33 protein-coding genes and 1 pseudogene are annotated in these 21,883 nt (G+C 60.0%); 26 read left to right on the plus strand and 8 right to left on the minus strand.

The window, feature by feature from the left end:
* Window positions 1-2: 2 nt before the first annotated feature.
* The 10 genes from ACIPL0_RS28335 to ACIPL0_RS28380 all read left to right on the plus strand — a co-directional run bounded on the left by ACIPL0_RS28335 (window position 3) and on the right by ACIPL0_RS28380 (window position 5,460).
* Window positions 3-392: a hypothetical protein gene (locus ACIPL0_RS28335; protein ID WP_400731717.1), complete on the plus strand. Its 390-nt coding sequence runs from the start codon at window positions 3-5 to the stop codon at window positions 390-392.
* Window positions 392-1,096, plus strand: coding sequence for a hypothetical protein (locus ACIPL0_RS28340; RefSeq protein WP_400731718.1), 705 nt, complete (start codon window positions 392-394; stop codon window positions 1,094-1,096). Before ACIPL0_RS28335 ends, ACIPL0_RS28340 begins: the two co-directional genes overlap by 1 nt.
* The gene (locus tag ACIPL0_RS28345) at window positions 1,093-1,881 is read left to right on the plus strand and encodes a hypothetical protein (RefSeq protein ID WP_400731720.1); all 789 of its coding nucleotides are present in this window, start codon (window positions 1,093-1,095) and stop codon (window positions 1,879-1,881) included. The genes ACIPL0_RS28340 and ACIPL0_RS28345 overlap by 4 nt, the downstream gene beginning before the upstream one ends.
* On the plus strand, window positions 1,844-2,089 hold the full coding sequence (locus ACIPL0_RS28350; protein WP_400601750.1) for a hypothetical protein: 246 nt from the start codon (window positions 1,844-1,846) through the stop codon (window positions 2,087-2,089). Before ACIPL0_RS28345 ends, ACIPL0_RS28350 begins: the two co-directional genes overlap by 38 nt.
* Window positions 2,090-2,167: 78 nt before the next feature.
* Window positions 2,168-2,479, plus strand: a complete 312-nt coding sequence (locus ACIPL0_RS28355) for a hypothetical protein (protein ID WP_400601752.1) — start codon at window positions 2,168-2,170, stop codon at window positions 2,477-2,479.
* Window positions 2,469-3,164 carry a glycoside hydrolase family 19 protein gene (locus ACIPL0_RS28360; RefSeq protein ID WP_400731722.1) on the plus strand — a complete coding sequence of 232 codons (696 nt, stop codon included), beginning with the start codon at window positions 2,469-2,471 and terminating at the stop codon, window positions 3,162-3,164. Before ACIPL0_RS28355 ends, ACIPL0_RS28360 begins: the two co-directional genes overlap by 11 nt.
* Window positions 3,161-3,481, plus strand: a complete 321-nt coding sequence (locus ACIPL0_RS28365; RefSeq protein ID WP_400731723.1) for a hypothetical protein — start codon at window positions 3,161-3,163, stop codon at window positions 3,479-3,481. Before ACIPL0_RS28360 ends, ACIPL0_RS28365 begins: the two co-directional genes overlap by 4 nt.
* Window positions 3,482-3,509: 28 nt before the next feature.
* The gene (locus ACIPL0_RS28370) at window positions 3,510-4,016 is read left to right on the plus strand and encodes a hypothetical protein (protein WP_400731724.1); all 507 of its coding nucleotides are present in this window, start codon (window positions 3,510-3,512) and stop codon (window positions 4,014-4,016) included.
* Between the two features lies 1 nt (window position 4,017).
* Window positions 4,018-4,548, plus strand: coding sequence for a DUF1353 domain-containing protein (locus tag ACIPL0_RS28375; RefSeq protein WP_400731726.1), 531 nt, complete (start codon window positions 4,018-4,020; stop codon window positions 4,546-4,548).
* A 222-nt stretch (window positions 4,549-4,770) separates the two neighbouring features.
* Window positions 4,771-5,460, plus strand: a complete 690-nt coding sequence (locus tag ACIPL0_RS28380; protein ID WP_400731746.1) for an NYN domain-containing protein — start codon at window positions 4,771-4,773, stop codon at window positions 5,458-5,460.
* 405 nt (window positions 5,461-5,865) lie between these two features.
* Here the strand turns inward: ACIPL0_RS28380 and ACIPL0_RS28385 are convergent, their stop codons facing one another.
* The 7 genes and pseudogenes from ACIPL0_RS28385 to ACIPL0_RS28415 form a co-directional block, all read right to left on the minus strand.
* Window positions 5,866-7,179: a tyrosine-type recombinase/integrase gene (locus ACIPL0_RS28385; protein ID WP_400731728.1), complete on the minus strand. Its 1,314-nt coding sequence runs from the start codon at window positions 7,177-7,179 to the stop codon at window positions 5,866-5,868.
* 203 nt (window positions 7,180-7,382) lie between these two features.
* Window positions 7,383-7,676 (minus strand): hypothetical protein, encoded by a 294-nt coding sequence (locus ACIPL0_RS28390; RefSeq protein ID WP_400731730.1) that lies wholly within the window; start codon window positions 7,674-7,676, stop codon window positions 7,383-7,385.
* Between the two features lie 3 nt (window positions 7,677-7,679).
* Window positions 7,680-8,159 (minus strand): hypothetical protein, encoded by a 480-nt coding sequence (locus tag ACIPL0_RS28395; RefSeq protein WP_400731731.1) that lies wholly within the window; start codon window positions 8,157-8,159, stop codon window positions 7,680-7,682.
* Window positions 8,156-8,437 carry a hypothetical protein gene (locus ACIPL0_RS28400; RefSeq protein WP_400731732.1) on the minus strand — a complete coding sequence of 94 codons (282 nt, stop codon included), beginning with the start codon at window positions 8,435-8,437 and terminating at the stop codon, window positions 8,156-8,158. Before ACIPL0_RS28400 ends, ACIPL0_RS28395 begins: the two co-directional genes overlap by 4 nt.
* 5 nt (window positions 8,438-8,442) lie before the next feature.
* Window positions 8,443-8,718, minus strand: a complete 276-nt coding sequence (locus ACIPL0_RS28405) for a DNA translocase FtsK (RefSeq protein WP_400731747.1) — start codon at window positions 8,716-8,718, stop codon at window positions 8,443-8,445.
* Window positions 8,719-8,727: 9 nt separating this feature from the next.
* Window positions 8,728-9,645 (minus strand): annotated as a pseudogene (rdgC, locus tag ACIPL0_RS28410) (recombination-associated protein RdgC); the annotation flags it as partial.
* A gap of 24 nt (window positions 9,646-9,669) precedes the next feature.
* Window positions 9,670-10,185: a single-stranded DNA-binding protein gene (locus ACIPL0_RS28415; protein WP_400731733.1), complete on the minus strand. Its 516-nt coding sequence runs from the start codon at window positions 10,183-10,185 to the stop codon at window positions 9,670-9,672.
* A gap of 183 nt (window positions 10,186-10,368) precedes the next feature.
* Here ACIPL0_RS28415 and ACIPL0_RS28420 point away from each other — a divergent pair, with 183 nt between their 5' ends.
* The 16 genes from ACIPL0_RS28420 to ACIPL0_RS28495 all read left to right on the plus strand — a co-directional run bounded on the left by ACIPL0_RS28420 (window position 10,369) and on the right by ACIPL0_RS28495 (window position 20,606).
* Window positions 10,369-10,857, plus strand: coding sequence for a hypothetical protein (locus tag ACIPL0_RS28420; protein WP_400601773.1), 489 nt, complete (start codon window positions 10,369-10,371; stop codon window positions 10,855-10,857).
* A 431-nt stretch (window positions 10,858-11,288) separates the two neighbouring features.
* Entirely contained in the window at window positions 11,289-12,341 is a 1,053-nt protein-coding gene (locus tag ACIPL0_RS28425; protein ID WP_400731735.1) for a hypothetical protein, read from the plus strand.
* Between the two features lie 12 nt (window positions 12,342-12,353).
* On the plus strand, window positions 12,354-12,761 hold the full coding sequence (locus ACIPL0_RS28430; protein ID WP_400601777.1) for a Ref family recombination enhancement nuclease: 408 nt from the start codon (window positions 12,354-12,356) through the stop codon (window positions 12,759-12,761).
* A 162-nt stretch (window positions 12,762-12,923) separates the two neighbouring features.
* Window positions 12,924-13,697: a hypothetical protein gene (locus tag ACIPL0_RS28435; protein WP_400731736.1), complete on the plus strand. Its 774-nt coding sequence runs from the start codon at window positions 12,924-12,926 to the stop codon at window positions 13,695-13,697.
* A gap of 47 nt (window positions 13,698-13,744) precedes the next feature.
* Window positions 13,745-14,752, plus strand: a complete 1,008-nt coding sequence (gene yejK / locus ACIPL0_RS28440) for a nucleoid-associated protein YejK (RefSeq protein ID WP_400731737.1) — start codon at window positions 13,745-13,747, stop codon at window positions 14,750-14,752.
* A gap of 65 nt (window positions 14,753-14,817) precedes the next feature.
* The gene (locus ACIPL0_RS28445) at window positions 14,818-15,198 is read left to right on the plus strand and encodes a hypothetical protein (protein ID WP_400731738.1); all 381 of its coding nucleotides are present in this window, start codon (window positions 14,818-14,820) and stop codon (window positions 15,196-15,198) included.
* A gap of 2 nt (window positions 15,199-15,200) precedes the next feature.
* Window positions 15,201-15,656, plus strand: coding sequence for a GntR family transcriptional regulator (locus tag ACIPL0_RS28450; protein WP_400601785.1), 456 nt, complete (start codon window positions 15,201-15,203; stop codon window positions 15,654-15,656).
* Window positions 15,653-16,240, plus strand: a complete 588-nt coding sequence (locus ACIPL0_RS28455) for a DUF1643 domain-containing protein (protein ID WP_400601787.1) — start codon at window positions 15,653-15,655, stop codon at window positions 16,238-16,240. The genes ACIPL0_RS28450 and ACIPL0_RS28455 overlap by 4 nt, the downstream gene beginning before the upstream one ends.
* Window positions 16,237-16,755, plus strand: coding sequence for a hypothetical protein (locus ACIPL0_RS28460; protein WP_400601789.1), 519 nt, complete (start codon window positions 16,237-16,239; stop codon window positions 16,753-16,755). Before ACIPL0_RS28455 ends, ACIPL0_RS28460 begins: the two co-directional genes overlap by 4 nt.
* On the plus strand, window positions 16,752-17,486 hold the full coding sequence (locus tag ACIPL0_RS28465) for a hypothetical protein (RefSeq protein ID WP_400731739.1): 735 nt from the start codon (window positions 16,752-16,754) through the stop codon (window positions 17,484-17,486). Before ACIPL0_RS28460 ends, ACIPL0_RS28465 begins: the two co-directional genes overlap by 4 nt.
* A complete protein-coding gene (locus ACIPL0_RS28470; protein ID WP_400601793.1) occupies window positions 17,483-17,818 on the plus strand; it encodes a hypothetical protein in 336 nt (111 codons plus the stop codon). The genes ACIPL0_RS28465 and ACIPL0_RS28470 overlap by 4 nt, the downstream gene beginning before the upstream one ends.
* On the plus strand, window positions 17,815-18,804 hold the full coding sequence (locus ACIPL0_RS28475) for a hypothetical protein (RefSeq protein ID WP_400731740.1): 990 nt from the start codon (window positions 17,815-17,817) through the stop codon (window positions 18,802-18,804). Before ACIPL0_RS28470 ends, ACIPL0_RS28475 begins: the two co-directional genes overlap by 4 nt.
* A complete protein-coding gene (locus ACIPL0_RS28480; protein ID WP_400601796.1) occupies window positions 18,801-19,166 on the plus strand; it encodes a hypothetical protein in 366 nt (121 codons plus the stop codon). Before ACIPL0_RS28475 ends, ACIPL0_RS28480 begins: the two co-directional genes overlap by 4 nt.
* Window positions 19,159-19,563, plus strand: a complete 405-nt coding sequence (locus tag ACIPL0_RS28485; RefSeq protein WP_400731741.1) for a phage protein NinX family protein — start codon at window positions 19,159-19,161, stop codon at window positions 19,561-19,563. Before ACIPL0_RS28480 ends, ACIPL0_RS28485 begins: the two co-directional genes overlap by 8 nt.
* The gene (locus tag ACIPL0_RS28490) at window positions 19,550-19,903 is read left to right on the plus strand and encodes a hypothetical protein (RefSeq protein ID WP_400731742.1); all 354 of its coding nucleotides are present in this window, start codon (window positions 19,550-19,552) and stop codon (window positions 19,901-19,903) included. The genes ACIPL0_RS28485 and ACIPL0_RS28490 overlap by 14 nt, the downstream gene beginning before the upstream one ends.
* Before the next feature lie 67 nt (window positions 19,904-19,970).
* The gene (locus ACIPL0_RS28495) at window positions 19,971-20,606 is read left to right on the plus strand and encodes a hypothetical protein (protein ID WP_400731744.1); all 636 of its coding nucleotides are present in this window, start codon (window positions 19,971-19,973) and stop codon (window positions 20,604-20,606) included.
* Between the two features lie 102 nt (window positions 20,607-20,708).
* Here the strand turns inward: ACIPL0_RS28495 and ACIPL0_RS28500 are convergent, their stop codons facing one another.
* Entirely contained in the window at window positions 20,709-20,924 is a 216-nt protein-coding gene (locus tag ACIPL0_RS28500; protein ID WP_400731745.1) for a hypothetical protein, read from the minus strand.
* Between the last annotated feature and the right edge of the window lie 959 nt (window positions 20,925-21,883).

Genomic DNA, 21,883 nt, shown 5'->3' on the forward strand with positions numbered 1-21,883 from the left:
CCATGAAGCTTTCCGACTTGGCCGCCCAGCACATGGCGGAACTGCCGATTGGCCTCGTGCTGACCGATGAGCAGGTGCTGCGCAGCCTGCGCGATGCCACCCGGTTCTACAGCGGGTACGCCGACCTGGAAAGCGGGCAGGAAATCAGCGCGTCGGCGCTGGGTGATGGCGAAACCGACCAAGACATTGACCTGACGCACAGTGAGCTGTCGCAGATTCGGCCCCTGTGGCTGCTGTACATGGAACGGGAGAACAGCACCGCGCTGGAAGCTTCCCGGACCATGGGCGCAGATCCCTATGGCCGGTCGGTCGCCGAGGTGCAGGCCGCCATCGCCGATTACGAGCGCGAGCTACCGCGCCAGGCGTTCTCTTTCGACTTCGTGAGTATCTGATGGGCGACATTTTCGAGCGGCTGGGCTACCAGGGTGCGGGCAAGCTGCTGGGCTCTGTCAGCGCATCCCCGGCAGTGATCAAGTACGCAAACATCGGCGGCAACCTGCTGAATGGCAACTTTGGCAAGGCGGCCAACGGCTTTTTGGATACGGTTTTCGGTCCGTCGAGCAACTACGGCGCCGGTAACGTCGCGCTCGCCGGTACCAGCTGGGCAACCCTGCAGGCGATGTATCAGGAGTCGATGTCGGTGCTGCGCGAGCGGTCGAACCTGTGGCATGTGCTGGTGGAGCCGATCGGCAACGTCAGCGCGCCGCGCGTGAACCTGCTGGCCACCGAATTCAGCTACAACGGCGTGCAGCTGGGGTACGAGACGAAAAAGATCGGTTCCGGCTTCACGCAGGCCCCCACCGGCGCCGATCCGGTGGAGCTGTCGTTGACCTGCTACGACGTCGACGGCGAGATCAAGACGTGGTTTGAAAACCTCAAGCGCCTGCACGCGCACCCGGACGGCACCTTTGGGCTGCCCAGCGAGTACGCCAACACGTTCACCATCACCCACGGCGCCATTGAGGAAGGTCGGGGCTATTCAAATTCCTGGGTGCTGGTGCCGGTGAGCTGTCAAGTGGCGCAAAACCGCGCCGTCGAGGAGTTCTCCGCCCTGAACCTGACTTTCACACAATACGAATCGTTTGGAACCCTATGAAGTCGATCCAGCCTGTTCACACTCGGCGGGTGTCGGTGCAGCCGCGCGAACTGACCATCGGCCAGGTGCGCGATTTGTGCGCCATCCCGTACCGCTACGAGCAACGGACCATCACCACGTTTCTGCGCCACTGCTGCGAACAGATCCCGCGCCCGGCGGGCCAGCCTGCTGTCACCGACCCGCTGTTCTGGTCGGTCAACGAGCGTATGAACGTGACGGTCTATTACCTGGCAGCGGTGCTGGATGACGGGCCGAATTTCGAGATCGGTAACGGGCATCTGAGCGATTACCTGCTGGCCGGTACCGACTACGTGGAAGCAGCGGCATTTGAGTTCCAGGGCAAACCGTGCATCTGCACGCCGCTGCACGGCTACCAGGCCGAAGCGATCGAAACACTGGTGGAGTCCGGACGCCTGCCGAAGACGTACGCCAGCTGGCAATTCGGCGTGATGGCGGCCTGCGTGCGGGATGAGGACGAAGAACCGCTGGCGTACAGCACGCCGGTGGCCTACGCCGAAGCCCTGCTGGCGCGGATCGAAAAGCTGATGGGCGTTCCGGAAAGCGACTTTATCGACCTGTTTGACTGCTACTCCGACGCATCCATGGCGCTGCAGCACCACGTCCACGCGGTATTCAATCACCAGGGCGTGCTGGCGGCACAAGTCAGCGAGCCGGACGCAGAAAAGGGGGTGCCCGAGCTGGGTTATGCCCGATTTCACCCCCGTCGCGGAATCAGCCGAAGGGCGTGTGAACTGGTGGAAGCAGACGACGAACAAGCTGGCTGACCTGGCGCTGTACATGGGGCAGGACATTCGCAGCGCGATGCACCTGACCGACACCGACGTGACGGCGCTGTTTGAGAGCTCTTCGTTCCAGAACTGGAAGAAATCGCAGGAAAACCAGAGCAAAGGCCTCAACACGATCATCAGCTGCATCAACAGCGTGACCAAAAGCGTCGGCAACCTGGCCAACGTGCTGGCCAAGCGCCGATAGCAGGCAAACCCCCTCCCGGAACCCGTGCATGGCCATCTGAAAATGATGGCCATGTAGTTTCGTGAACAGGGTTTTTACATGACAGCGCAAGCGGCACAGCAGCACTGGGCAGTGAAATGGGGCATGGGGATTGCCCAGACGCTGGCCGTCTCGTTCATCTGCTGGCTTGGCAGCGGAATCGCCAGCAGCGTGGGGGACTTCAGCAAGAAACTGGATGGCGTGGTGGCGTCGATTGCCGCGATCGCGCAGGAGCAGGTGCTGGCCAAGCGTGAGGCGGTGGAAACCAATCAGCGGCTCAGCAAGGTGGCGGACGATACCGAGGCGTTGAAGCAGCGCGTCAGCCGTCTGGAATGGGAAAGCGAGCAGAAGGGCCGCACCAATGGCCGGTAATGAACTGGTCACGCTCGCCCAGCTGCGCGCGCTGTGCTGCACGGACAAGGGCCGCCAAGCATGCGGCCAGTACCTGGCGCCGCTCAATGCCGCCATGCAGCGCTACCAGATCAACACCCGCGACCGCGTGACCATGTTTCTGGCGCAGATCGCGCACGAGAGCGCCGATTTCACCCGTGTCAGCGAGAACCTGAATTACACCGCCGACGGGCTGGCCAACACCTGGCCGAACCGATTCGGCGAGTACACCCGTGTCGGGGTGTACCTGAAGGTCGAGCTAAAAGGCGGGTTGCGGATTGTGCCTAACGAACTGGCCATGCAGCTGGCCGGTAAGCCCGAACTGATCGCCAACAAGGTCTACGCGAATCGCTTCGGCAACGGCGACGAAGACAGTGGCGACGGTTGGCGGCACCGGGGCGCCGGGCTCAAGCAACTGACGTTCAAGGCCAATCACGACGAATTCGCCCGTGTCGTCGGCATGCCGCTGGCCAGCGTGCCGGACTTCCTGCGCACACCCGAGGGCGCGGCCTTGTCGGCGGCGTGGTTCTGGTCGAGCCGCAGGCTCAACACCTTGGCCGACGGCGGCAAATTCGCAGAGATCACTCAAGTCATCAACGGCGGCCAGAACGGCGCCAAGTCGCGCGTGGAGTATCTGGGGCGCGCACTGGAGGCCTTCCCGGCATGAATCAGTTCCTGCGCTGGATGGGGCGTTTCGTTGAGGAGGGCTCGACCGGCAGGCCGTCGGTCAAGCGCTTCGGATTTGCGCTGTGCATCACCGTCCTGTCTGCCGTGCTCGGCCTGTTCGGCGGCGTCATGGCCGGGGTCACTTGGATGGCGCACGGCGGCGATCAGGCGATCGAGCTGGTGCGGATCATCGCCAATTCACTGGAAATCATCGCGGGCATGGTGCTCGGCGCCGTTACCACCGGCTACGTCGCCGGTAAGGCGGTCGAGCGCCCCCGCAAAGAATCGCAATCGGGCGATCAGGCCGAAAGGCCGTAACAAGCGCGCTGGCGCTGGAGGAGAGGCAATGCGTAAGGGTAAAGGGCTGTTGATGGGGGCACTGTGCGCGCTGGCGATCGGCGCCGCAGTGGTGGGGTGCAGCACCGTCGTAAAGGGGATCAAAACCACTGCGCACGCTGCCTATACCGTGGCGTCCGCAGCGGTAGAGGAGTACTGCGCGCTGCCGCAATCGACCCGTGCCGCTGGCCAGCTGGTGCTGGTGGGCAAGGTCTATAACTCGGGCCTGTGCGATGTCGTGAACGGCGACACCGACCTCAAGGCGAAGCTGGCCACCGCCAGCGCGCAGGAGGTCAACACGCTGATCGCGGCAAAGGTTGATACGGCGCTGGCCACCGGCGCGATCGACAAGAGCACGGCGCAGCAGATCCTGTCCGGAGACACCGCGTCGAGCACGGCAGCGGTGGAAGCGGTCGACGTCACGGCCAAGGCCACCGAAACCACCAAGGCGGCAGCGATCGTCATCGACCCGGCACCGGAGACAGCGACCGGTACCGGCGAAGCGAAGGCGGCCTGATATGGAGCCAGTCGTGGTCATAGGGGCGGGCCGCGCCCCGGTGGGCGGCGCGATCAAGTGGGGATTCAGCGGCGAACTGCTGCTGAAGGCGTACCACACCCACGAATCGAATGAGCTGTGGTCGCTGCTGGAGAACTTTAGTTTCACCGACCGCAAGGGGCGTACGTTCACCGCCCTGAAAGGCATGGTGACCGACCTGGCCAGCATACCGGCGCTGTTTCGCGAGCTGTTCGCCAGCATCGACCACCGCCTAGCTGGTGCCATTCACGACGCGCTGTATCTGTTCGCGGTGCAATACCGCCTGACGCGTAGTGAATGTGATCAGCTGTTCGGCGAAATGTGCGAATGCCTGGGCGCCAGCCAGGTGCTGGAATGGATGGCCGAAACCGGCCTGCAGGTCGGCGGCTGGCACAGCTGGAACGAATGCCGTGAATTGGGCGTGCGGTGGGCGGACTTCGACACCTCAAAGCTCAGCGCGCAGGAAATCGCCGATTACCGGGCGCGTTTCGACCTTGATCGGGCCGTTGCCTGATCAACTGCAGCTCATTCGCCAATTCAGAAAAGCCCGCCGCGCGCGGGCTTTCTTTTGATAGGCTGGCGTTGATCAAATTTGATCAATGGCCTTGTGTTTACTGGCGATTTCTTGCATAGTTAGCTCACTACTCAGCCTCGTACGCAGCGATTAAGTTCGCTGGCTGTTGAGGTGAAGAAACCGGCCAAGCGCCGGTTTTTTCGTTCTCAGGGATGTGAAATCTTGCGCACTGCGTGCTTTGTTGATGGCTACAACCTCTTTTACGGCCTCCTTGCAGGCACCGAATTCAAGTGGCTGGATCTGCAGGCGCTCTTGGCGCACATTCTGCGGGTAGAAGATCCAGAGACCACTTTGCAGGCCGTTAATTTCTTCACTTCGGGGGTCAAGCCTTCGTTGGCCAGCCGAGGCATCATTTCCCAACAGGCACAAAACACATATCTGCGTGCGCTGGTCGCGCGTGGAGTTGAAGTGTTTTGGGGACGGCATCAACTGGAGTCTGGCAAGGCCCCTCGCTTTGTCGATAAGAACACCCCAGCTTCCAGAGCAAATCAGGTCGAGATATGGAAGTTGGAAGAAAAAGAGACTGACGTTCATATCGCAATAAGCATGTACCGCCTCGCAGCGCGTCAGGCAACACTGCCACCCGAGCAGCGGATTGAACAATTGGTATTGGTCTCCGCTGACACGGATATGACACCCGCGTTGAGGGCCATTCATGAAGATTTTCCTGATATGCGCCTAGGGGTGATTTTGCCCCACCACGAAGGCATCAAGCGCACGGTGCCCGGTTCATTGAAGCCGTACGTGCATTGGATGCGTCACGTCGTTACGAATGCCGAGCTGGCCGCACATCAATTCCCCCAACGCGTCCCGACCCGTAAGAAGCCAGCAGAAAAACCGGATTATTGGTGACTGGGCATAGGCAAGATTTTTGTTTCTGAAACCTGCGGCTAAACCCCCGAAAAGTCTCTGTGACAATGGCGGCTTACACCTTACAGAGCGAGATTCGCCATGCCTTTACCACCAGTAAATCAACCCCGCCAACACGCCCCGGCGTCCCCCGCCGAACCAGCGCCAACACAGGCCACTGAACCGACATTCACGGTCGAGCGGCGGACGGTCGTCAGCTACCTGCCCGGCGGATTGGAGCACGTTCAATTGCGGGAAATTGTCAGCATTAATAACGCGAAAATTGACTGAGAAATGTCAATTTACGCATAAACATGTCTGATTTCGGCCTATTTCCGTCAATTTACGCATATTGTTGAACAGGAAATGGGTAGCCCCGGCGGGCGCAAGGCCCGCCGGGTGATGGCGTTACAGGAAAGTGCGGGTGCTTTCTGGCAGCAGCGTGTTGGCGATCACTGGATCTGTCGGGTTGACGCGATCCATGGCGAATTTCGCCCAGCGCGCCATCAACGGCCTGCGCTTTTCCAGCTGGTTGCCGCGCACGTAGGTGCGGGAGACCGGCGTACCGACGACGTGGGCAATCGCCAGTTCGCACAATTCATGAGAAAAGGCGGTTTTCTCGGCAGCCCAGGTGCGGAACGTCGAGCGGAAACCATGCACGGTGCAGTCTTCCCCGATCTTTTCCAGTAGGCGGCGCAGCGCATTGTCCTGCATCTGTTCGGTGCTGCGCGCTGCTGGGAAAACCAGCTCGCTGCGACCACGGGTGTTGGTGTCCTTGAGCACCTGAATGGCTTCCTCGCTCAGTGGCACCTGATGGACTTCTTTGCCCTTCATGCGCTCTGCCGGGATGGTCCACACGCGGTTGATCATGTCGATTTCATCCCACGTCGCGCCAAGGGCTTCGGTAGTGCGGCACGCGGTCAGGATCAGGAACTGCAAGCAACGCGCTTCGCGGGAGTGCTCGCCGTCCAGGATCAGCATGAAATACGGCATACGGCTGAATTCCATGGCCTTCATCGGCGTTTTTGTCACGCTCTGCTTGGGCATGATGTTCTGCAGATGGCCTTTCCAGCGGGCCGGGTTATCCCCTCGGAAGTGGCCGCTTGATTCGGCGAAATCGATCAGGGTTTCTAGGCGGTTGCGCACGCGCCGGGCCGTCTCGGGTTTCGCCATCCAGATGGGGTCAAGGATCTTGGTGACATGGTGGGTCTGCATTTCGGCGATCGCCATCTGCCCCACCAGCGGCGACACGTACGTGGCGATGCTGTTACGCCACTGGGACGTGTGTTTGGTCGACCAGCCCAGGGAGTGGCGTTCGATGTAGGTAGCTGCCGTGTCGTCGACGGACACCGAGGCAATCGCGGCCTCCTTGCGCTGTTCCAGCGGGTCAATGCCCTTGGCAATCTGGGCGCGCAGCTCAGTGGCCTTTTTGCGCGCATCCGCCAGCCCGACCTCCGGGTAAGAACCCAGGCCGACATCGTGACGTTTTCCGTTGAATTGATAGCGAAGGGTCCAGGAACGAGTACCAGAAGCTCGAACCTTCAGGCTCAGGCCGTTTTTGTCCTGGTAGACGCCGGGAATGCTGATTTCCCCGATCCGATCGTGTCGTAGAGCCATGGTTTTTCGACCTTTCTGCAGTGTGTAACGGTTTGGGTAGTCATTGCGCAGCTTCCATTCCCGGACCGGGGGACAGGTTGGTTGGGATTTTCCCGGTCCGTACATCAGTGGGTAAAACTGTCTCAGATTTTACTGAAAACACCGGGGATGTGACATCCCCGGATAAACTAGCGTGTAGGCCTTATGGAATAAGGGTTTCCCCTATTTCGAAAATTCTTAGCCCCACACTTAGCCCCACACTCACGGTAAGGTAGCAAGCCCTTTGAGAAGTTCCAATAGTGGCAAAAGTTGCCGACGGACGGTAGTTGCTATCGCTGATCAGCGGCTGATGAGCGTATTTCCGCGTAACAGACTGAATTATCAGGGGAAGCAATCACGCGGATTACCTGTCCAGACGCTGAACTGCCTGGCAAATAATTTTCAGGAAAGGCCCGGTCTTGTAATGCCTGCTGCACCAAAACGAACAGGGCACAGGTCAAAACCCAGCAAATCGCGGCGCTGGCGGCCCTGACGCGCTTCTGGATCTCGGGATTAATATGCTGGTAAGCCCGGCTCAGCCAAATAATATGAATCAATGTCGCCGCAATTAAACTGATGGCCATTTGCTATCCTTTGTAAATGAACTCAATCAGCCAGCACCACGGATTAGACACGTCGCCGAGGTCCGCTGCTGCCTGATGCCAATACTCGTTAAAGTCTTCCCGACTGGAATAACCGCACTGGCGCCAATGCCGGGTAGTTATATCATTGAATCGGGTGATGCCCATCTTTTGCACTATCCCCGTACCAAATTTGTGACACTTTTCCGGTACGAATGCGCGCTGTAGTTCAAACGCATAGCCGATGCGAATGGGCGCGATCGGCGGTTGTATCAGGCCCATGCTGAAGGCCACCCGCGCGCTGCTCAGCAGGTCTTCGTCGGCGACCGCTTCCACGCCGAATTGCTCCAGCAGGGAAGGGCACACCGACGGCTGCGGGCGAAACGGCAGGATCATCAACCGCGCCTTGCCGCTCTGAATGCGGTCGCTGACCGGCTGCGAGACGATGAACTGCGGCAGGGCGAAGTCAGAGGCCAGCGCAGTCATCGACCGATCAACGTGAAGGTGGTTTTCTTGATGGCCAGGCCGTGTTCGGCTTCCAGCTTCGTACTCAGCTCTTCCAACAAGCGAAAGGCCATTTCCTTCGCCTGCAGGTAGGGCATGGGGCTGTTAGTGCCGGGCAGCCATTTCGCCTCGACGGCGTTGCCTGCGGTGTCAGCCACCAGAAACGTGCCGGTCCAGGGCACGGGCTTTTTCGGCAGGCCCTGAGTTAGGCCGGGCTTGCCGTTGATGTCGAGTGATCTGCCGTTGTAGGTGATCCGCATGGCCGTTACCCCTGCAGCACGGCGCGACTGCCGTCGGGGTGCATGTGGCTGACGACACCGGCCAGCTCCAGAGCTTCCACCAGGCGCGCGGCGCGGTTGTATCTCAGCGTGAAGCGGCGCTGTATCGCGCTGATGGACGCCCGCCCTGACTCCCGCACGAAGGCGGTCGCTTCGGGCAACAGTTCATCGTTCGCCGCATCGCTCTGCTCGGTGTTGAGGGTTCGCGATTGCAGGTCCGCCGTCAGCGCGCCGAACTGCCCAAGGCTACTGGTCAGCACCACGGCGCCTTCCAGTCCGCCGGGTATTTCTTCACCGCCCATGGCCGCCAGCAGCGCCGGTAGGAACTCGCTGAAGGTCAGCATCATCAGGGTAAAGCTGGCGTCCAGCTGGCTCAGCGCATCGTCGCCGCCGTCCTGTTCGGCCTGATTGGTCAGCAGGTCTTCAAACTTCAACCGGCGCACGTTCAGCTGATCGTCCAGCACGAACGACAGCTTGTCCTGCCACGCCAGCGCCAGCTGGGTGACTACCTTGCCGCTGGCCAGGTGTAGGTCGAATTCGTCGGAGGTCAGATCCTGGCGCTTGCACCGCACGCTGCCACCGTCTTCGTGGGTGTCGCGAAATTCGCATTCGTCCAGCACGTAGAAACCGTCGGCGGATTCCTTCTGCTTGACCCACTCGGTGAGGATGGCGGACGGGGCAATCTTCGACGTCACCGGGCGCACCGGCAGCGAGCCGATGCACTCGCGCAGGGTCGACAGCAGATCCTCCGCGGTGCGCGCGCTGCTGGTGTTGACGATGATCAGGCCCAGCTTCGGGGCGATCGCGGCGAATGTCTTGGACTGGCGCACGAAGGCCCGAGGCAAGAAGGCCTGAATGATCTCGTCTTTGAGCTGGTCACGCTCTTTCTTGTAGACCTTGCGCAGCTGCTCGCTTTCGATGGCCTCGACCTTCTCGCGCAGCGCATCGTTGACCACGCTGCCCGGCAGAATGCGCTCCTCCTTGCGGGTGGCCAGCAGCAGGAAGTCGCCGCTGACATGCACCAGCGGAGCGTCCTCGCCCTTGCCGATCGGCGCGATAAACCCGTACGTGGTCAGTTCCTGGCTGGCGCAGGCACGCGCCGGTTTGCCCGCCAGCGCGGTGGCCAGCTCTTCCAGATCCCACGGCAGGGCTTGCGTCAGGCGGAACAGCTTCAGATTCTTGAAAAACATGCTCAGATCCTTGCAGGGCAGGGGTTAGACCGCGTTGAGGTGGTGCCAAGGAAGAAAGGGGATGTCGTCGTCGAACTGGTCAAAGTCCGGCGGTGCGCCCTGCTGGCTCTGCTGGGCGGCTCCTTGTTGCGGTCGTGGCTGGCGTGGTGCCTGCTGCGGTGCCGGGCGCGATTGCTGCTGACCCTGATCACTCTGCGGGCGTCCGCCGAGCAGCTGCATGGTGCCCTGCATGTCGACGATGATTTCAGTGGTGTAGCGCTTCACACCGTCCTTTTCCCATTCGCGGGTCTGCAGCTTGCCTTCGATGTAGACCTGCGAGCCCTTGCGCAGGTATTCGCCTGCAATCTCGGCGACCTTGCCGAACATCGATACGCGGTGCCATTCGGTCTTCTCGACCTTCTGGCCGGTCTGCTTGTCGGTCCATTGCTCGCTGGTGGCCAAGCTCAGATTGGTGACCGCGTTGCCGTTGGGCAGGTACCGCACTTCGGGGTCTTGCCCGCACGTTCCGACCAGAATGACTTTGTTGACGCCTCTCGCCATTGGGGCGGGCTCCTGTGGGTGTTGGTGGTGCCGAGCATTGTCCGATGACAACGCATCCCCGGACATCGCAAATTTGCACCGTTTCGGCATGGCGCAGAGAGTAAACAGGTTGCTTTCGCTTTAATAGCGTTTTCTTGTTAATCGGCGTAAATTAAGCGTGGTTTTACTAATGGAATCAGGAACATGAACCTAGAAGTTTTTGAGGGCGCCACGACCGCGAGGGAAGCGGTCGACGCCGGGAAACAGGCGCGACAGCAGCGCTTCAACCTGTACACGGATCTACACAGCCCCAGGGGCGTGCGAGCGATGATGGTTCATCTGCCCGAGGAGGAGCGGCACAAGATCGCCAACCAGATCGTTCAGGCCCAGCAGTCCAAGGGTGGCTTTCCCGAGTACCTGGCGCGCAAGGTTGAGGAGTCTGTGGGCTTGCCGTTCGGGTTCCTTGATCAGCCATACCCGTACGAGCAGCTGCGCGCGTCGATGCTGCGCGCCAAGCGCCTGATGCGGTTTTCGGATGCGCGCGGGGAAGGTGCGCCGGAGGCGATCGGCAAGCGTAATTTCGAGCAGCTGCAGCAGGCTACCGAAGGCTTGCGCGGGGTGTCGTTGGCGTTTTACGAGAAGACGTCAGCCAAGCTGAAGCGGCTGGCGAGGAGGGCACAAAAACAGGGGTAACTGGTCAAAAAGCCAGTATGTACTTTTGTCCGGGGATGGTAATAAATTGGATCGCATACGGTACGCTGTGATATACAGCGCCCCAGTTTATCCAGATTTACCAACCTGAAGGCAAAAAAAAAGAACCTGGTCCGCCGGCAAGCGCGAGGTTCTTTTTTCTCGGATCGAAGTCATTTATGCGTAAACCCTTAGTACCACACAGCCTTCCTTGCTGTGGACCTGCCTCATACGAGGCGTCAGTCGTGGCTTATCTGTTTCACACATCGTCGCCTTCCTGCTATCGGCGACCGACTTATGCGTGAACTTTACCATATTTGTTCCCATAGCAAAGCATCACCCTGCTTGGCAATCGGTATTTGTGCGCAAACGGCTGAAAGTTGTCAGCTTTGTGACAATCGCAACCCTTCAGTCGAGTGTGCTGGGGGTGGCCGATGAGCATTGTCCGGGTCGCCCGCAAAGACACCTACTACGTCCTGCCCAGCAACGTCATCAACGATGACCGGCTGAGCTGGGAAGCACGCGGCATTCTGGTCTACCTGCTGAGCAAGCAGGACAACTGGAAAATCCGCATCAAAGACCTGATGGCCCGCACTGCCAACTGTCTGGGCAAGCGCTCGGGCCGCGACAAGGTGTATTCGCTGCTGATCGAGCTGCAGAAGGCCGGTTACGTCGTTCGCCAGTTCGATCGCATGGGCGGCACCTTCAAGAGCGTCAGCTATGAGGTGTACGACGAACCCAATCTGGAAGCGGGCGCCGCGTTCATCGCCAGCCTGGAAAAGGCCCAGGATTCACCGTTTACGGATTTGCCGGAAACGGTCCCACCACTTCCGGCTTTGCCGGATACGGCAACACCGTTTACGGCAAAGCCGGATGTAATAGATAGTAGTGAAACAGCATTCATTACTGAAAAAGCACTTAAAGTCTCAACGCCTGCCCCCGACGTCGACGACGAGCCGGGCGCACAGGTGCTGACCGATGCCGAGCGCGCCGCCCTGGCGCAGGCTCCGCAGAACTACCCCCAGAGCCCGACAAGCAAGACGTTCCATACCTGGCTGGCGTACGCCATGGCCTTCAAGGAGCGTCACCGGCAGTGGCCGGTGTACAACGCGACTGTCGGCGCCCAGCTGTCCAAGCTGATCACCCGCATCGGCGCCGAAAGCGCCCCAGTCACCGCCCGGCATTTTGTCGAGGTCATCAACACGCCTTCGGTTGTCGAGAACCTGCACCCGATCGGCACGCTGCTGCGCCACTGCGAGTCCTACGCGGTGAAGGCCCGCGCCTACGAGCGCACCCAGGCGCTGCGCATGGTGACTGAGCACATGGTCAAGGCTGCCGAACAGGCAGGGCAGGCCGTGACCCCGCCCGATCCCACTCCCCATACCCCGAATGAACCTCAGAACAGGCTGACCACCGTCGGCCAACAGGCCCGCGCTGCGCTCGGGTCAATCATGGGCGGCAAGCTCAAGACGCGCATGACCGCGTAGGAGTGGTGATCGATGGAAGGCAGGACAGTTACCCAAGGTGAGAAGCGTTGGCACGACACCGTGGCCGAAATCTGCGGCTGCATCTGCTGCATCCTGGACGGCAGGCCGCGCAACTACGCAGAACCGGCGCACGTATCGATTCACCACTGCGACGGGCGCACCAAGCGCCACGCCCACTGGTACGTGCTGCCGCTGTGCGCTGGCCACCACCAGCAGGGCACCGGCCCGATCAAGACCATGCTGGCCGTCCACGGCAACAAGGCCGCGTTCATCGCCGAGTACGCGCGGGAAATCCAGCTGGTGGAGGCCTGCGTACAGATGGTGCTGACCGCCGGGCGTGATGTTCCGCCCGAGGTGCATGCGCTGCTGGCGCAGTGGCACAACAGCCAGCAGTACCGAGATCATGAAAATGCGGCGTGAATGTATAAAAACATAAAAACGCTATTGTTAAATTGTGATGTTGTGACATTATGTCGTTGTGCTTGGGCGGTTGCCTTTCCCCCAGGCTTTAGCTGGCCACCGAATCGCGCCAACACGCGCCCGGCCAGCAACAAACTTCACAGGTGAGGTAGGAGAAACACTATGGCCGCGCCGCAACAACCATCGTTAGAAGGGCTGCTGACCGACCGGGTTAAAGCCTTTTCCGCCAGTTCCCGCCCTGGCGAAATCATCGACGCCACCCTTGAACGGATGTTCACGGAGGTCACCAAGGAGTTGTTCAACTGCCACGGCTCTTTCGCTGCCAAGTTCAAGGAGGCGCTGTCAGCCGCGCTGCCAGCGAACCTGACCAAGGTCATCGACCTGCCGCGCTACAACGACCTGATCGCGCAGCGGATGAAAGAGAAGTGGATGGATGCGGGCGTGACCGGCGACATGATGCGCCGTATCGATGCCGCCATCGACGAAGTGCTGCACCAAGACGCCATTCCCGAGTTCGTCAGCCTCACCCAGCTGCTGGAAGCGTTTATCGAGGTCAACCAAGAGAAGGCCGCCGAGAAGGGCTGGCATGTGCCCCATATCCATATCCGTGATGCGGACGGTATCGGCGGGCGCTCCCGCTACGTGCATGTGTTCTTCGACGCGGAACCCGAGCTGGCGCACCGCACCCGTATGGGGCTGCGCGAAAGCACCCGAACCGAGACCGAATACGCCAACCGCATCAGCGTGCAGATTTCCGGCCATTCCGATCGTGGTTACGAGTACGGGCAGGTGATCACCGCGATGATCGACGGCGAGCCGATTGGGCGCAATTTCAACTTTTCTCGCCGGTGGCAGAAGCTGATGGCCGCCCTGTATTTCGGTGCCGCCAAGCTGATTATCGACTGCAAAGAAGGCGAGTTCACCTACGCGCTGTAACCACTGTGGCGCATCGCCGCGGTGCGCCGTTTTATAGGGATATCGAAATGCCGATTCGCCACATCATCGTCCACCAGATCGACAAGAAGCCTGACGGCTCGCCTGCGGTGCTGCACGCCCGTGACGCCGAGTTGCCAGAGAGCCAGGCCACCGAAAACCTGCTGGCCGACCTGAACGAAGCGTACAACGCCAAGCAGGGCAAGGCGTGGGGCCTGTTCCACCCGGAATCCGGCGCCTACCCGCTGTCGGGCTGGCTCAAGCGCTACCTGGCCGGTACCGAGGATTTCACCACCTTCAGTCGCACGGCGGTCGAGCGCCTGCAGGCCCTGATGGAAGAGTCGAATCTGTCCACCGGTGGCCATGTGCTGTTCGTTCACTACCAGCAGGGCATGACCGAATACCTGGCGATCGCGCTGCTGCATCACAGCGAAGGCGTGACCGTCAGCGACACCCTGGACGTGAACCCGTCTCGCCATCTGGATCTGGGCCAGCTGCATCTGGCGGCCCGTATCAACCTGTCGGAGTGGCAGAACAACACCGCTTCCCGTCAGTACATTTCGTTCATCAAGGGCAAGAATGGCCGCAAGGTGTCGGAGTACTTCCGCGACTTCATCGGCTGTCAGGAAGGCATCGACGGCCCCGGCGAGACCCGCACGCTGCTCAAGGCCTTCAGTGATTTCGTTGAGAAAGAAGACCTGCCCGAGGAGTCGGCGCGAGAGAAGACGCAGACACTCGTCGGCTATGCCATGGCCCAGAGCAAGCTGGGCGAGCCGATCAGCCTGGACGAGCTGTCAGGGCTGGTCGATGAGGACCGTCCAAAGGCGTTCTACGACCACATCCGCAACCTGGACTACGGCCTGTCTCCGGAAATTCCGGCGGATAAGCGCACCCTGAACCAGTTCCGTCGCTTCACCGGGCGTACCGAAGGTCTGTCGATCAGCTTTGAAGCGCACCTGCTGGGCGACAAGATCGAGTACGACGAAGAGGGCGGCACGCTGACCATCAAGGGGCTGCCGACCCAACTGACCGATCAGATCAAGCGGGCGAAGGCCTGAATCAATCCCCCTGCTGGCGCTGCCACGGCGCGCCAGCTCCCGAACGTGTGAACAGGTGTGGCGTCATGAGCTTCAAGGATCTGGAAGACGAAATTCAACGCTGGGCGGACCTTGAGCGTTTCGCCCAAGAGCGTCAGGCCGAGATTACCCGCCGCAAGGATTTTCAACGCGCCAAGGCCAAACGTGGCCCGGTGACCATTCCCGAGCGCCCTGCTCGCCAGTGGAAGCAAGTCACCTTGATGCTGTCGCCGGTCAAGCCGGTACCGCTGAGCGAGTGGCCAGGCACTGCCGGTGAGTGGGCAGTCCAGCGCATCGAAAAGACCTATCCCGTCGACGCCATGAGCACCACGGTTGCCGAGCTTGAAGCGATCAAGCTGGCCAAGGCCGACGGCTACCTGTGGCACGCCACCCTGTCTGTCATCGCGACTGAATCGAAGGAAATTTGAGCGTGAGCGAAGTTTTGTTGAACGCGCTGGGCCCATGTGAAGACGTGGCCATTACCGCCACTGTGATCGCCGAGCGCATTATCCGCGCCATCACCAGCGGCGCACTGCCGGTGGGCACCCAGGTACGCCAGCAGGTGCTGGCCGATCACTTCAAGGTCAGCCGCATGCCGGTGCGCGAGGCGCTGCGCCAGCTGCAGGCGCAGGGCGTGATCACCGCGCCGCGTCACCGCACGCCGGTGGTGGCGCAACCGCCAGAGCCGTCGCCGCTGGACGTACTGCAGGAGCGGGTAGAGGAGCTGATTGCGCTGCTGACCGACGCCCGCGCCGCGCTGGCCGAGTGTGTCGACCTGGGCGACCTGCCGGTCGAAACCGCGCAGAAGGCCCGCCGCATCGCCAACGCTCGCCGCACCTTCGTTCCGGCGCTGGTGCCGACCATGCCCGCGCAGGCCTGCGCATGATTCCCGGCGAACAACTCGACATTTTCGGGGAGCCCGAGCAGGCCCCCGCCACCGTACCGGCACCGATCGCGGCGCCGGTGGTGGTCGACGAAACCCGTACGGCCTTGCTGAGCGATTGCGGCGTGTTCCGCTATCGCCTGGGCCGCGTGGTGCAGCCAATCGGCAGGGTGTTCGCCTTTTTCGGCATCTGCCCGTCAAAGGGCGACCCGCTGGCCGACGACTTCGGTATCGCGAATCTGACCGCGTACAGCCTGGCCCACGGTGGCGCTCGGTTCCTGCTGGGCAATGTGTTCGCATACCGCACCAACACCGCCCGCGAACTGGCCACCGTGCCGGACCCGTACGGCCCGGACAACGCCGCGCACCTTGCGGCCATCATCGCCGAGGCTGACGTACTGGTCCCGTGCTGGGGAAGCCGGGACAAAGAGCCCGAGGCGCTGGCGCACCACTTCGACACGCTGACCCAGCAGCTGCTGGCGTCCGACAAGCCGGTCATGGTGTTTGGCTACTGCCTGAACGGCGATCCCGCACACGCGTTGATGATCAATCACGACAAGCCTTTGATCCCATGGAGTAAGCAATGAAGCAAGGAACAGTGAGCATATCCACCGAAACCGCAACCACTGCAATGCGTTCCCTGAGCTCGAATTTGCGCACGCTTGCCAACGGTGCAGCAATCGAAAGAGCCAACGCTGCTGTCGCGGATCTGAAGCATGGAATTGCAGTCGCCACCAAGCCATCAGAGGAGGGCGTTACTAAGGCTCTGAGTGATGAATTGGCCAGTCTTTTCACTGCAGGTTTTCTGGACGATCGGATGGTTGCGGACATTGTGGCGTTGATCAGAAGACATTCGATTGCCCCTGCTGGTGGAGAGCCGGAACTCCGTTTCTTCTACGCGAAGGAAATCGACTTTGATAATGGGCCGGTGGAATGCGTCTCCGCTGGTCAGTGCCGCATGGCCGTAGCTCAGTTGCAGGCGCGGGTGGCAGAACTGGAAGCGTTACTGACCGAAGTACTTCCCGCGATGGGCAGCACAGAAGGGCGTCGGTCGATCAGAAAGAAGATTAACGCATCGCTGGCCAAGGCGGTGAAGCCATGAGTCGCGAACAATCCCTGCCGCCGTTCGCACTGAAGGTGATCCGCAAGCTGCGCCGTATCGAAGAGTGCTTCAGCGATGGCCAGGATGCCGATATTGGTCGCCACTGGTTCGACGTCCTTGATCGCTTGGGCCTGATCATGCGTGTTCAGCGCAGCCCGGCACGGTGGGAAATCAGCCAGCAGGGCGAGGACTTGCTTGAAACCCCTGCGTCGCTCCCGCTGGAAGGCATTGCAACCATTGAGCTGAGTGAGGATGTTCGCGAAGCGCTGCAGGAGCTGATCAACGGCGCCACCCAGGGCGAAGACGACGAATACGACTTTGCTGATGAGGTCGGCACGCTGCTTGACCCGATCTACAGCCGTGAGAGCGTCAGCCGCCTACAGGCAGAACTTGAAGAAGCCGTGCGCTTGGGCAAGTACGCGGCGGCCTGCGGGATGGAAGCAGAGACCCGTTGGAACGCCGAGCGTGACAAGTTGCAGGCGCGTGTGGTCGAACTGGAGTTGGCGCTTAAGAAAGGGAACGAACAGGTGTCGATGCTGATCACGGGGGCGACGTCTGTGAAAGCCAGCTTCGACACTATCCCCGAAACGCGCACCCCCGGATGGGAAGATCGCTGCTACGACATGCTGGACGCCGCCATTCAAGGGCAGCCGTATCAAGACAAACCATATCAGGGTATCCCAGGCACGTCGTTCCAGCGCCTGAACCAGCTGGCCAACGAGGGGGAATGAACGTGGCTGACGAATCGAACGTTGTCGCCGCATCTGCATTTGAGCAGGCGCGATCGGCAAAGGCTGCGCTGAAAGCCGCGGACCTCAAGGTAGACCGGACGTACCGCGCGAAACGGCCAGCCAAGGCCGGTGACGAAGCGAAACCTTGCTACAACGACCGCACCATCATGTGGATGGGCGGCAACGTGGTGCAGTACGACGGCCCGGCGGTTGCCTTTGGTCGCAACTACCCGAAGGTCACCATTGAAGTGTTCCTAGCGTGGGCGTCACACGACGTCACCGATCAGCTGCCGGAAGGTGCATATCAGCCATGGCCAGAGGAAACGGCATGAACAATGAAATTCGCAAGTTTTTGAATGAACTGACCAGCAGTGCGGGCACGATCGTGAATGGCGACCAACTGGCGCGCCGGGCCCAGCACATGGCCGTACAACTGGCTCGGCATGAGGCTGAACCTATTGCCTATCGGGTCACCTACAACGATGGCCATAAGAGTGGCTGGTTTGATGGTCAGCCTTCCGATCGTGACCGCAAGGATGTCGATGAGGGCGTTATCGGCTCCCTGGAATTTGCTTACGCTGAACCTGCGCAGCCTGCTGGCGCTATTACCGGATTTGACCTGACGACGTCTGATGGTGGGCGTGGATTCGTCGCTGAACTGTTCAAAAATCACCTGCGCCGTCATGACTTCACCCGGTACATCAACCAGACGCTTGCGGCGGATTTCGCTTGCGCGTTGGCCGGGTGGCTGGAACCGATCGTTAACGCAGCAGTGCCTCAGACGGAGGCCGCCCAGTCAGCTGACGAACGCATGAAGGCCGCCGGTATGTTCACCGTCGCAGAGCTGCTGTCGGGGACGCCGCTTGATGGCCTGGTGAAGCACGCCGGGGTCAATGACCTAGCCACGTTCGCCCAGTGGGTCGAAATGAAGCGCACGCAATATCTGAAACAGCACGCTGCGTACGAACTGGGCGACAAGCCAAAAGACGACATGTACGAGTGGATGGTGGCCCACTGCGCGGTGTACACCGAGGTGCATGTAAACCTGAAGGCCGCCATGGCAGAGCCTGCGGAGCGCACCCCAAAGGATTACGCCATTGAGCACGGCGGATACCTGGCCACGGCTGCCGATAACGTCCAGAAGGCGTATCAGGCCTATGGGCTGGCGCAGATGAATGTCGACGAAGGTGGCGACGATGGTGAGGGCGAGCTGGCCGAGGCGGTCGACAACGCCCGTACGGATCTGCACGAGGCGCTGAACACCATGCGGGGCATGACCTACGAGTTTCGCAAGCGCTGCGATCGGGTGAACGTATGAGAATCGTGAATCTACCGACGTTCCTGTCCATGGCAGAGGGAACTGTGTTCTCGAAGTATGAACCGCAAAATTTTAGGGAACCGATGGTCAAGGCCGAGTCCTTGGGAGACATCGACTTTCGCTATACAAGCCTTACAGATGAAGTCGACTGTCTTGATTCAGATGAGCGCATGAGCATCCTGTTCGCGGCTGAAGAAGCAGGCACCTCTTTTGCCCTCCACTTCAATACGCTTTGTCGTGATGGTGAGTTTGATCCTGATCAATTGTTCGTCGTCTGGGCGAGAGAAGACGTAGAGGGCTTGATTGTTAGGCTGCAACAAGCGTTGGCCGACGGTTACGGGGTTGAGAAAACCCATGATTAAAATCGAAACCGGAGCATTGGCCGGTCCGGCACTTCGCTGGGTTCTTGCGCAGATTGACGGCGTGGTTGTGGGACTCGCGCCGCCTCACTACGGCACGGGCTGGCGAGTGTATCGGCTGAGCGATGGCGCGGCGTACCGGCCAGACGTCGATTGGAGTCAGGGCGGCCCGTTGATGGATAAGTATTCGAAAGGGTTCGGCATTGTTGAGAGCAGTGAACCCCCACGTTTCAGGTCGTTCGCCCGCAACAACGGCCCCGAAGGGTTCTGCCGCTTATCAGGCGGTCCCACCATTCTGATCGCGGCATGTCGTGCGATCGTCGCGGTACACATGGGCGACGTCGTGCAGGTGCCCGAGGTGCTGGCGCCGGTCGGGGAGGGCGACCATGCAGCAGCCTGACCTGTTCGGCACGTCACCGGCCAACAAGAAATCGGACGCCGAAGCGGAGCTGTATCGCCAGCTGATCAAACTGGGCGACATGATCGGCGACGGCCTGGCTGATGAGCCGGACGGGAAGTGGATTCACGCCGAATACCGGAAGGTGATGCGGGCGCTGGGGCACACCATGCCACGGCGCAACAACGCGGAGTCGATCAACAAGGCCGTGGCCACGTTCCTGGCAAAGACCAAATGCGATTGCGGCGGGCGTCTGGTGCAGACGCGATCGGGCGCCAAGAAGGCCCGCTGTACCAGCTGCAGCAACACGTACACGCTGAGCCACCGAAAGCCCAAGGCATAATGGCCCTTTCATAGTATCGTTTGTGGTTTCGCGACCATAAACAACACTACAAGGGACTGCATTTCAGATGTCTAAAAAGCTCGTTGCGTTGGCGATGACGACCGGCTTGTGCCTGCTGATGGGGATTCAAAGCGCGTCAGCAGGTGTGAGCCTGTTCAAGGACTACACCTACGGCACCCCGATTGCGAAGTACACGCGGTCAGCTGGCTATTACGACTGCTCCAACAGTGAGCAAGTCGGCAGATGCACTGACAACTTCGATTTCGTGGGGAACAAGTTCACGGTGGCGCTGTTTTTCCGGGAAGACCGGTTGAGCATGGTGGCGCTGCTGGCGCCGTATCAAGCCAGCCTGTACCAGAAGGTCACAGACGCACTGTCCAAGTCGTTCAACATCATTTCGATGGAAAACGAGGACGGGTTTCTGGACATGGTGACGCTGCGAAACAAGGCGACCCAAGACCAATACGTCAAGCAGTACATTGCGTTTGAGAAGACTGCGCGCGCAGCTGGCGATCTGACCTACACCTACCTTGAGGTTCCGAAGACTGAAGGGTACGCGGATGTCGAGACGATCCTAAAGGCATCCCCAGAGGATGTGCGCCAGGCCGCTGTAAGGGTGATGCGCGAAAAAGATTCGTCCACCCTAGTGGTTCGCTTTGAACTGCCGAACGTGAGTTTCAAATACACCGGCGAGACCTTCTAGCGCAGCCGCCAGCTGCTGTCGGCGTCAGCCAGTAGCAGCGCCGCCACCCATCAAGCCCTGACAGCATCGCTGCCGGGGCTTTTTTGTATGCGATCGGTTGTGTCATGGCGCCACCTTGGCGCCGGGCTGATCCGCGATCTGGAAGGTGTAGTGGTTGATCTGCACCAGTGGTGCCTTGATATTCGTGTTGACCTGCCAGCTACTGGTATGGGCGTCGATCAGCGGCTGCTGGTGGTTGACGGCTTTGACCAGTGCCGGTGATATCGGGATCAGTGTCAGGACGATGGTCAGGATGATGGAACATTTGTTTTTGTGCATTTCTTGCTCCCTTGAGCGATAGGTAAAAAACTATTTAGAGAAACGCGATTCCCAGTGATGTTGATCCGGTGAAAGGTGCTCTCTGACCTGGCCAGATTGGCGTCACGACTTCTGCGGCAGGTAGCGGAGAATTCGTCGGCGGACTTTAGGGGCAGGTATTGAGGCGATTCCTTGTGCGGGTTTTCCGTGGAGATCGCGGGACGCATAGGTATTTAGCGAATCGAAGGTGCAAATTTCAGACGGGATTTTTACAGGCGAAAAAAAACCGCCCACGAAGGGCGGTTTTTCGGTCGGTGCAGCGTTTCGGATTCACCGCACCAGCTCACGAGGGAGCATTCGACACCCCGAAGTTAGCGACATCTTTTAACTATGTCACTATCAAACGCGAAAAATAAGTTTGTTCGGAGGTTGGAAGTATTGTAGGGAAATGGCCGTTTTCTCGGCGAATCGGCGCTGGCCAACCGAACACCATACCCGCTAGAGGGCATTCGTCAACACCCACGATAGACAAATAAAAATTTTCCCGGAAGCAGCAAAAAACAGCTTTAAACCGCACACGATGCTGAGGTATTACAGAAGTGTGTCGTCGTAAACTGCGACAGGCCCATGGGAACCACGATGTCGGAGTCGTGCCGAGCAACCCCATGGCCCAGCAACAAAAAAACAGATGCTCACGAGGGAGCATTCGATACCTTCCCTCAACCGCACGTAGGCCGGTACCGTGCGGGAGCATCTGCCAGTAGAGGACCGACCTATGCGTTGGGATCGTCTGTGGCAATTCCTATGGGGCGCCTGTCGCCTGTATCAGGTGTTCCGCCTGATGCGTGACGCCTGGCAACACTGGCACGACCTGCATTAACCGCTGAAGCACACACGCCCGTTCCGGGGTTCCGGCGCGGGCGTTTTCTTTTCTGGAAACATAAAAACGCTATTGCGATAGATTGGCGTTGTGACATTAT

This window comes from Pseudomonas sp. NPDC090208 (genome assembly GCF_044746785.1).
Classification (GTDB): Bacteria; Pseudomonadota; Gammaproteobacteria; order Pseudomonadales; family Pseudomonadaceae; genus Aquipseudomonas.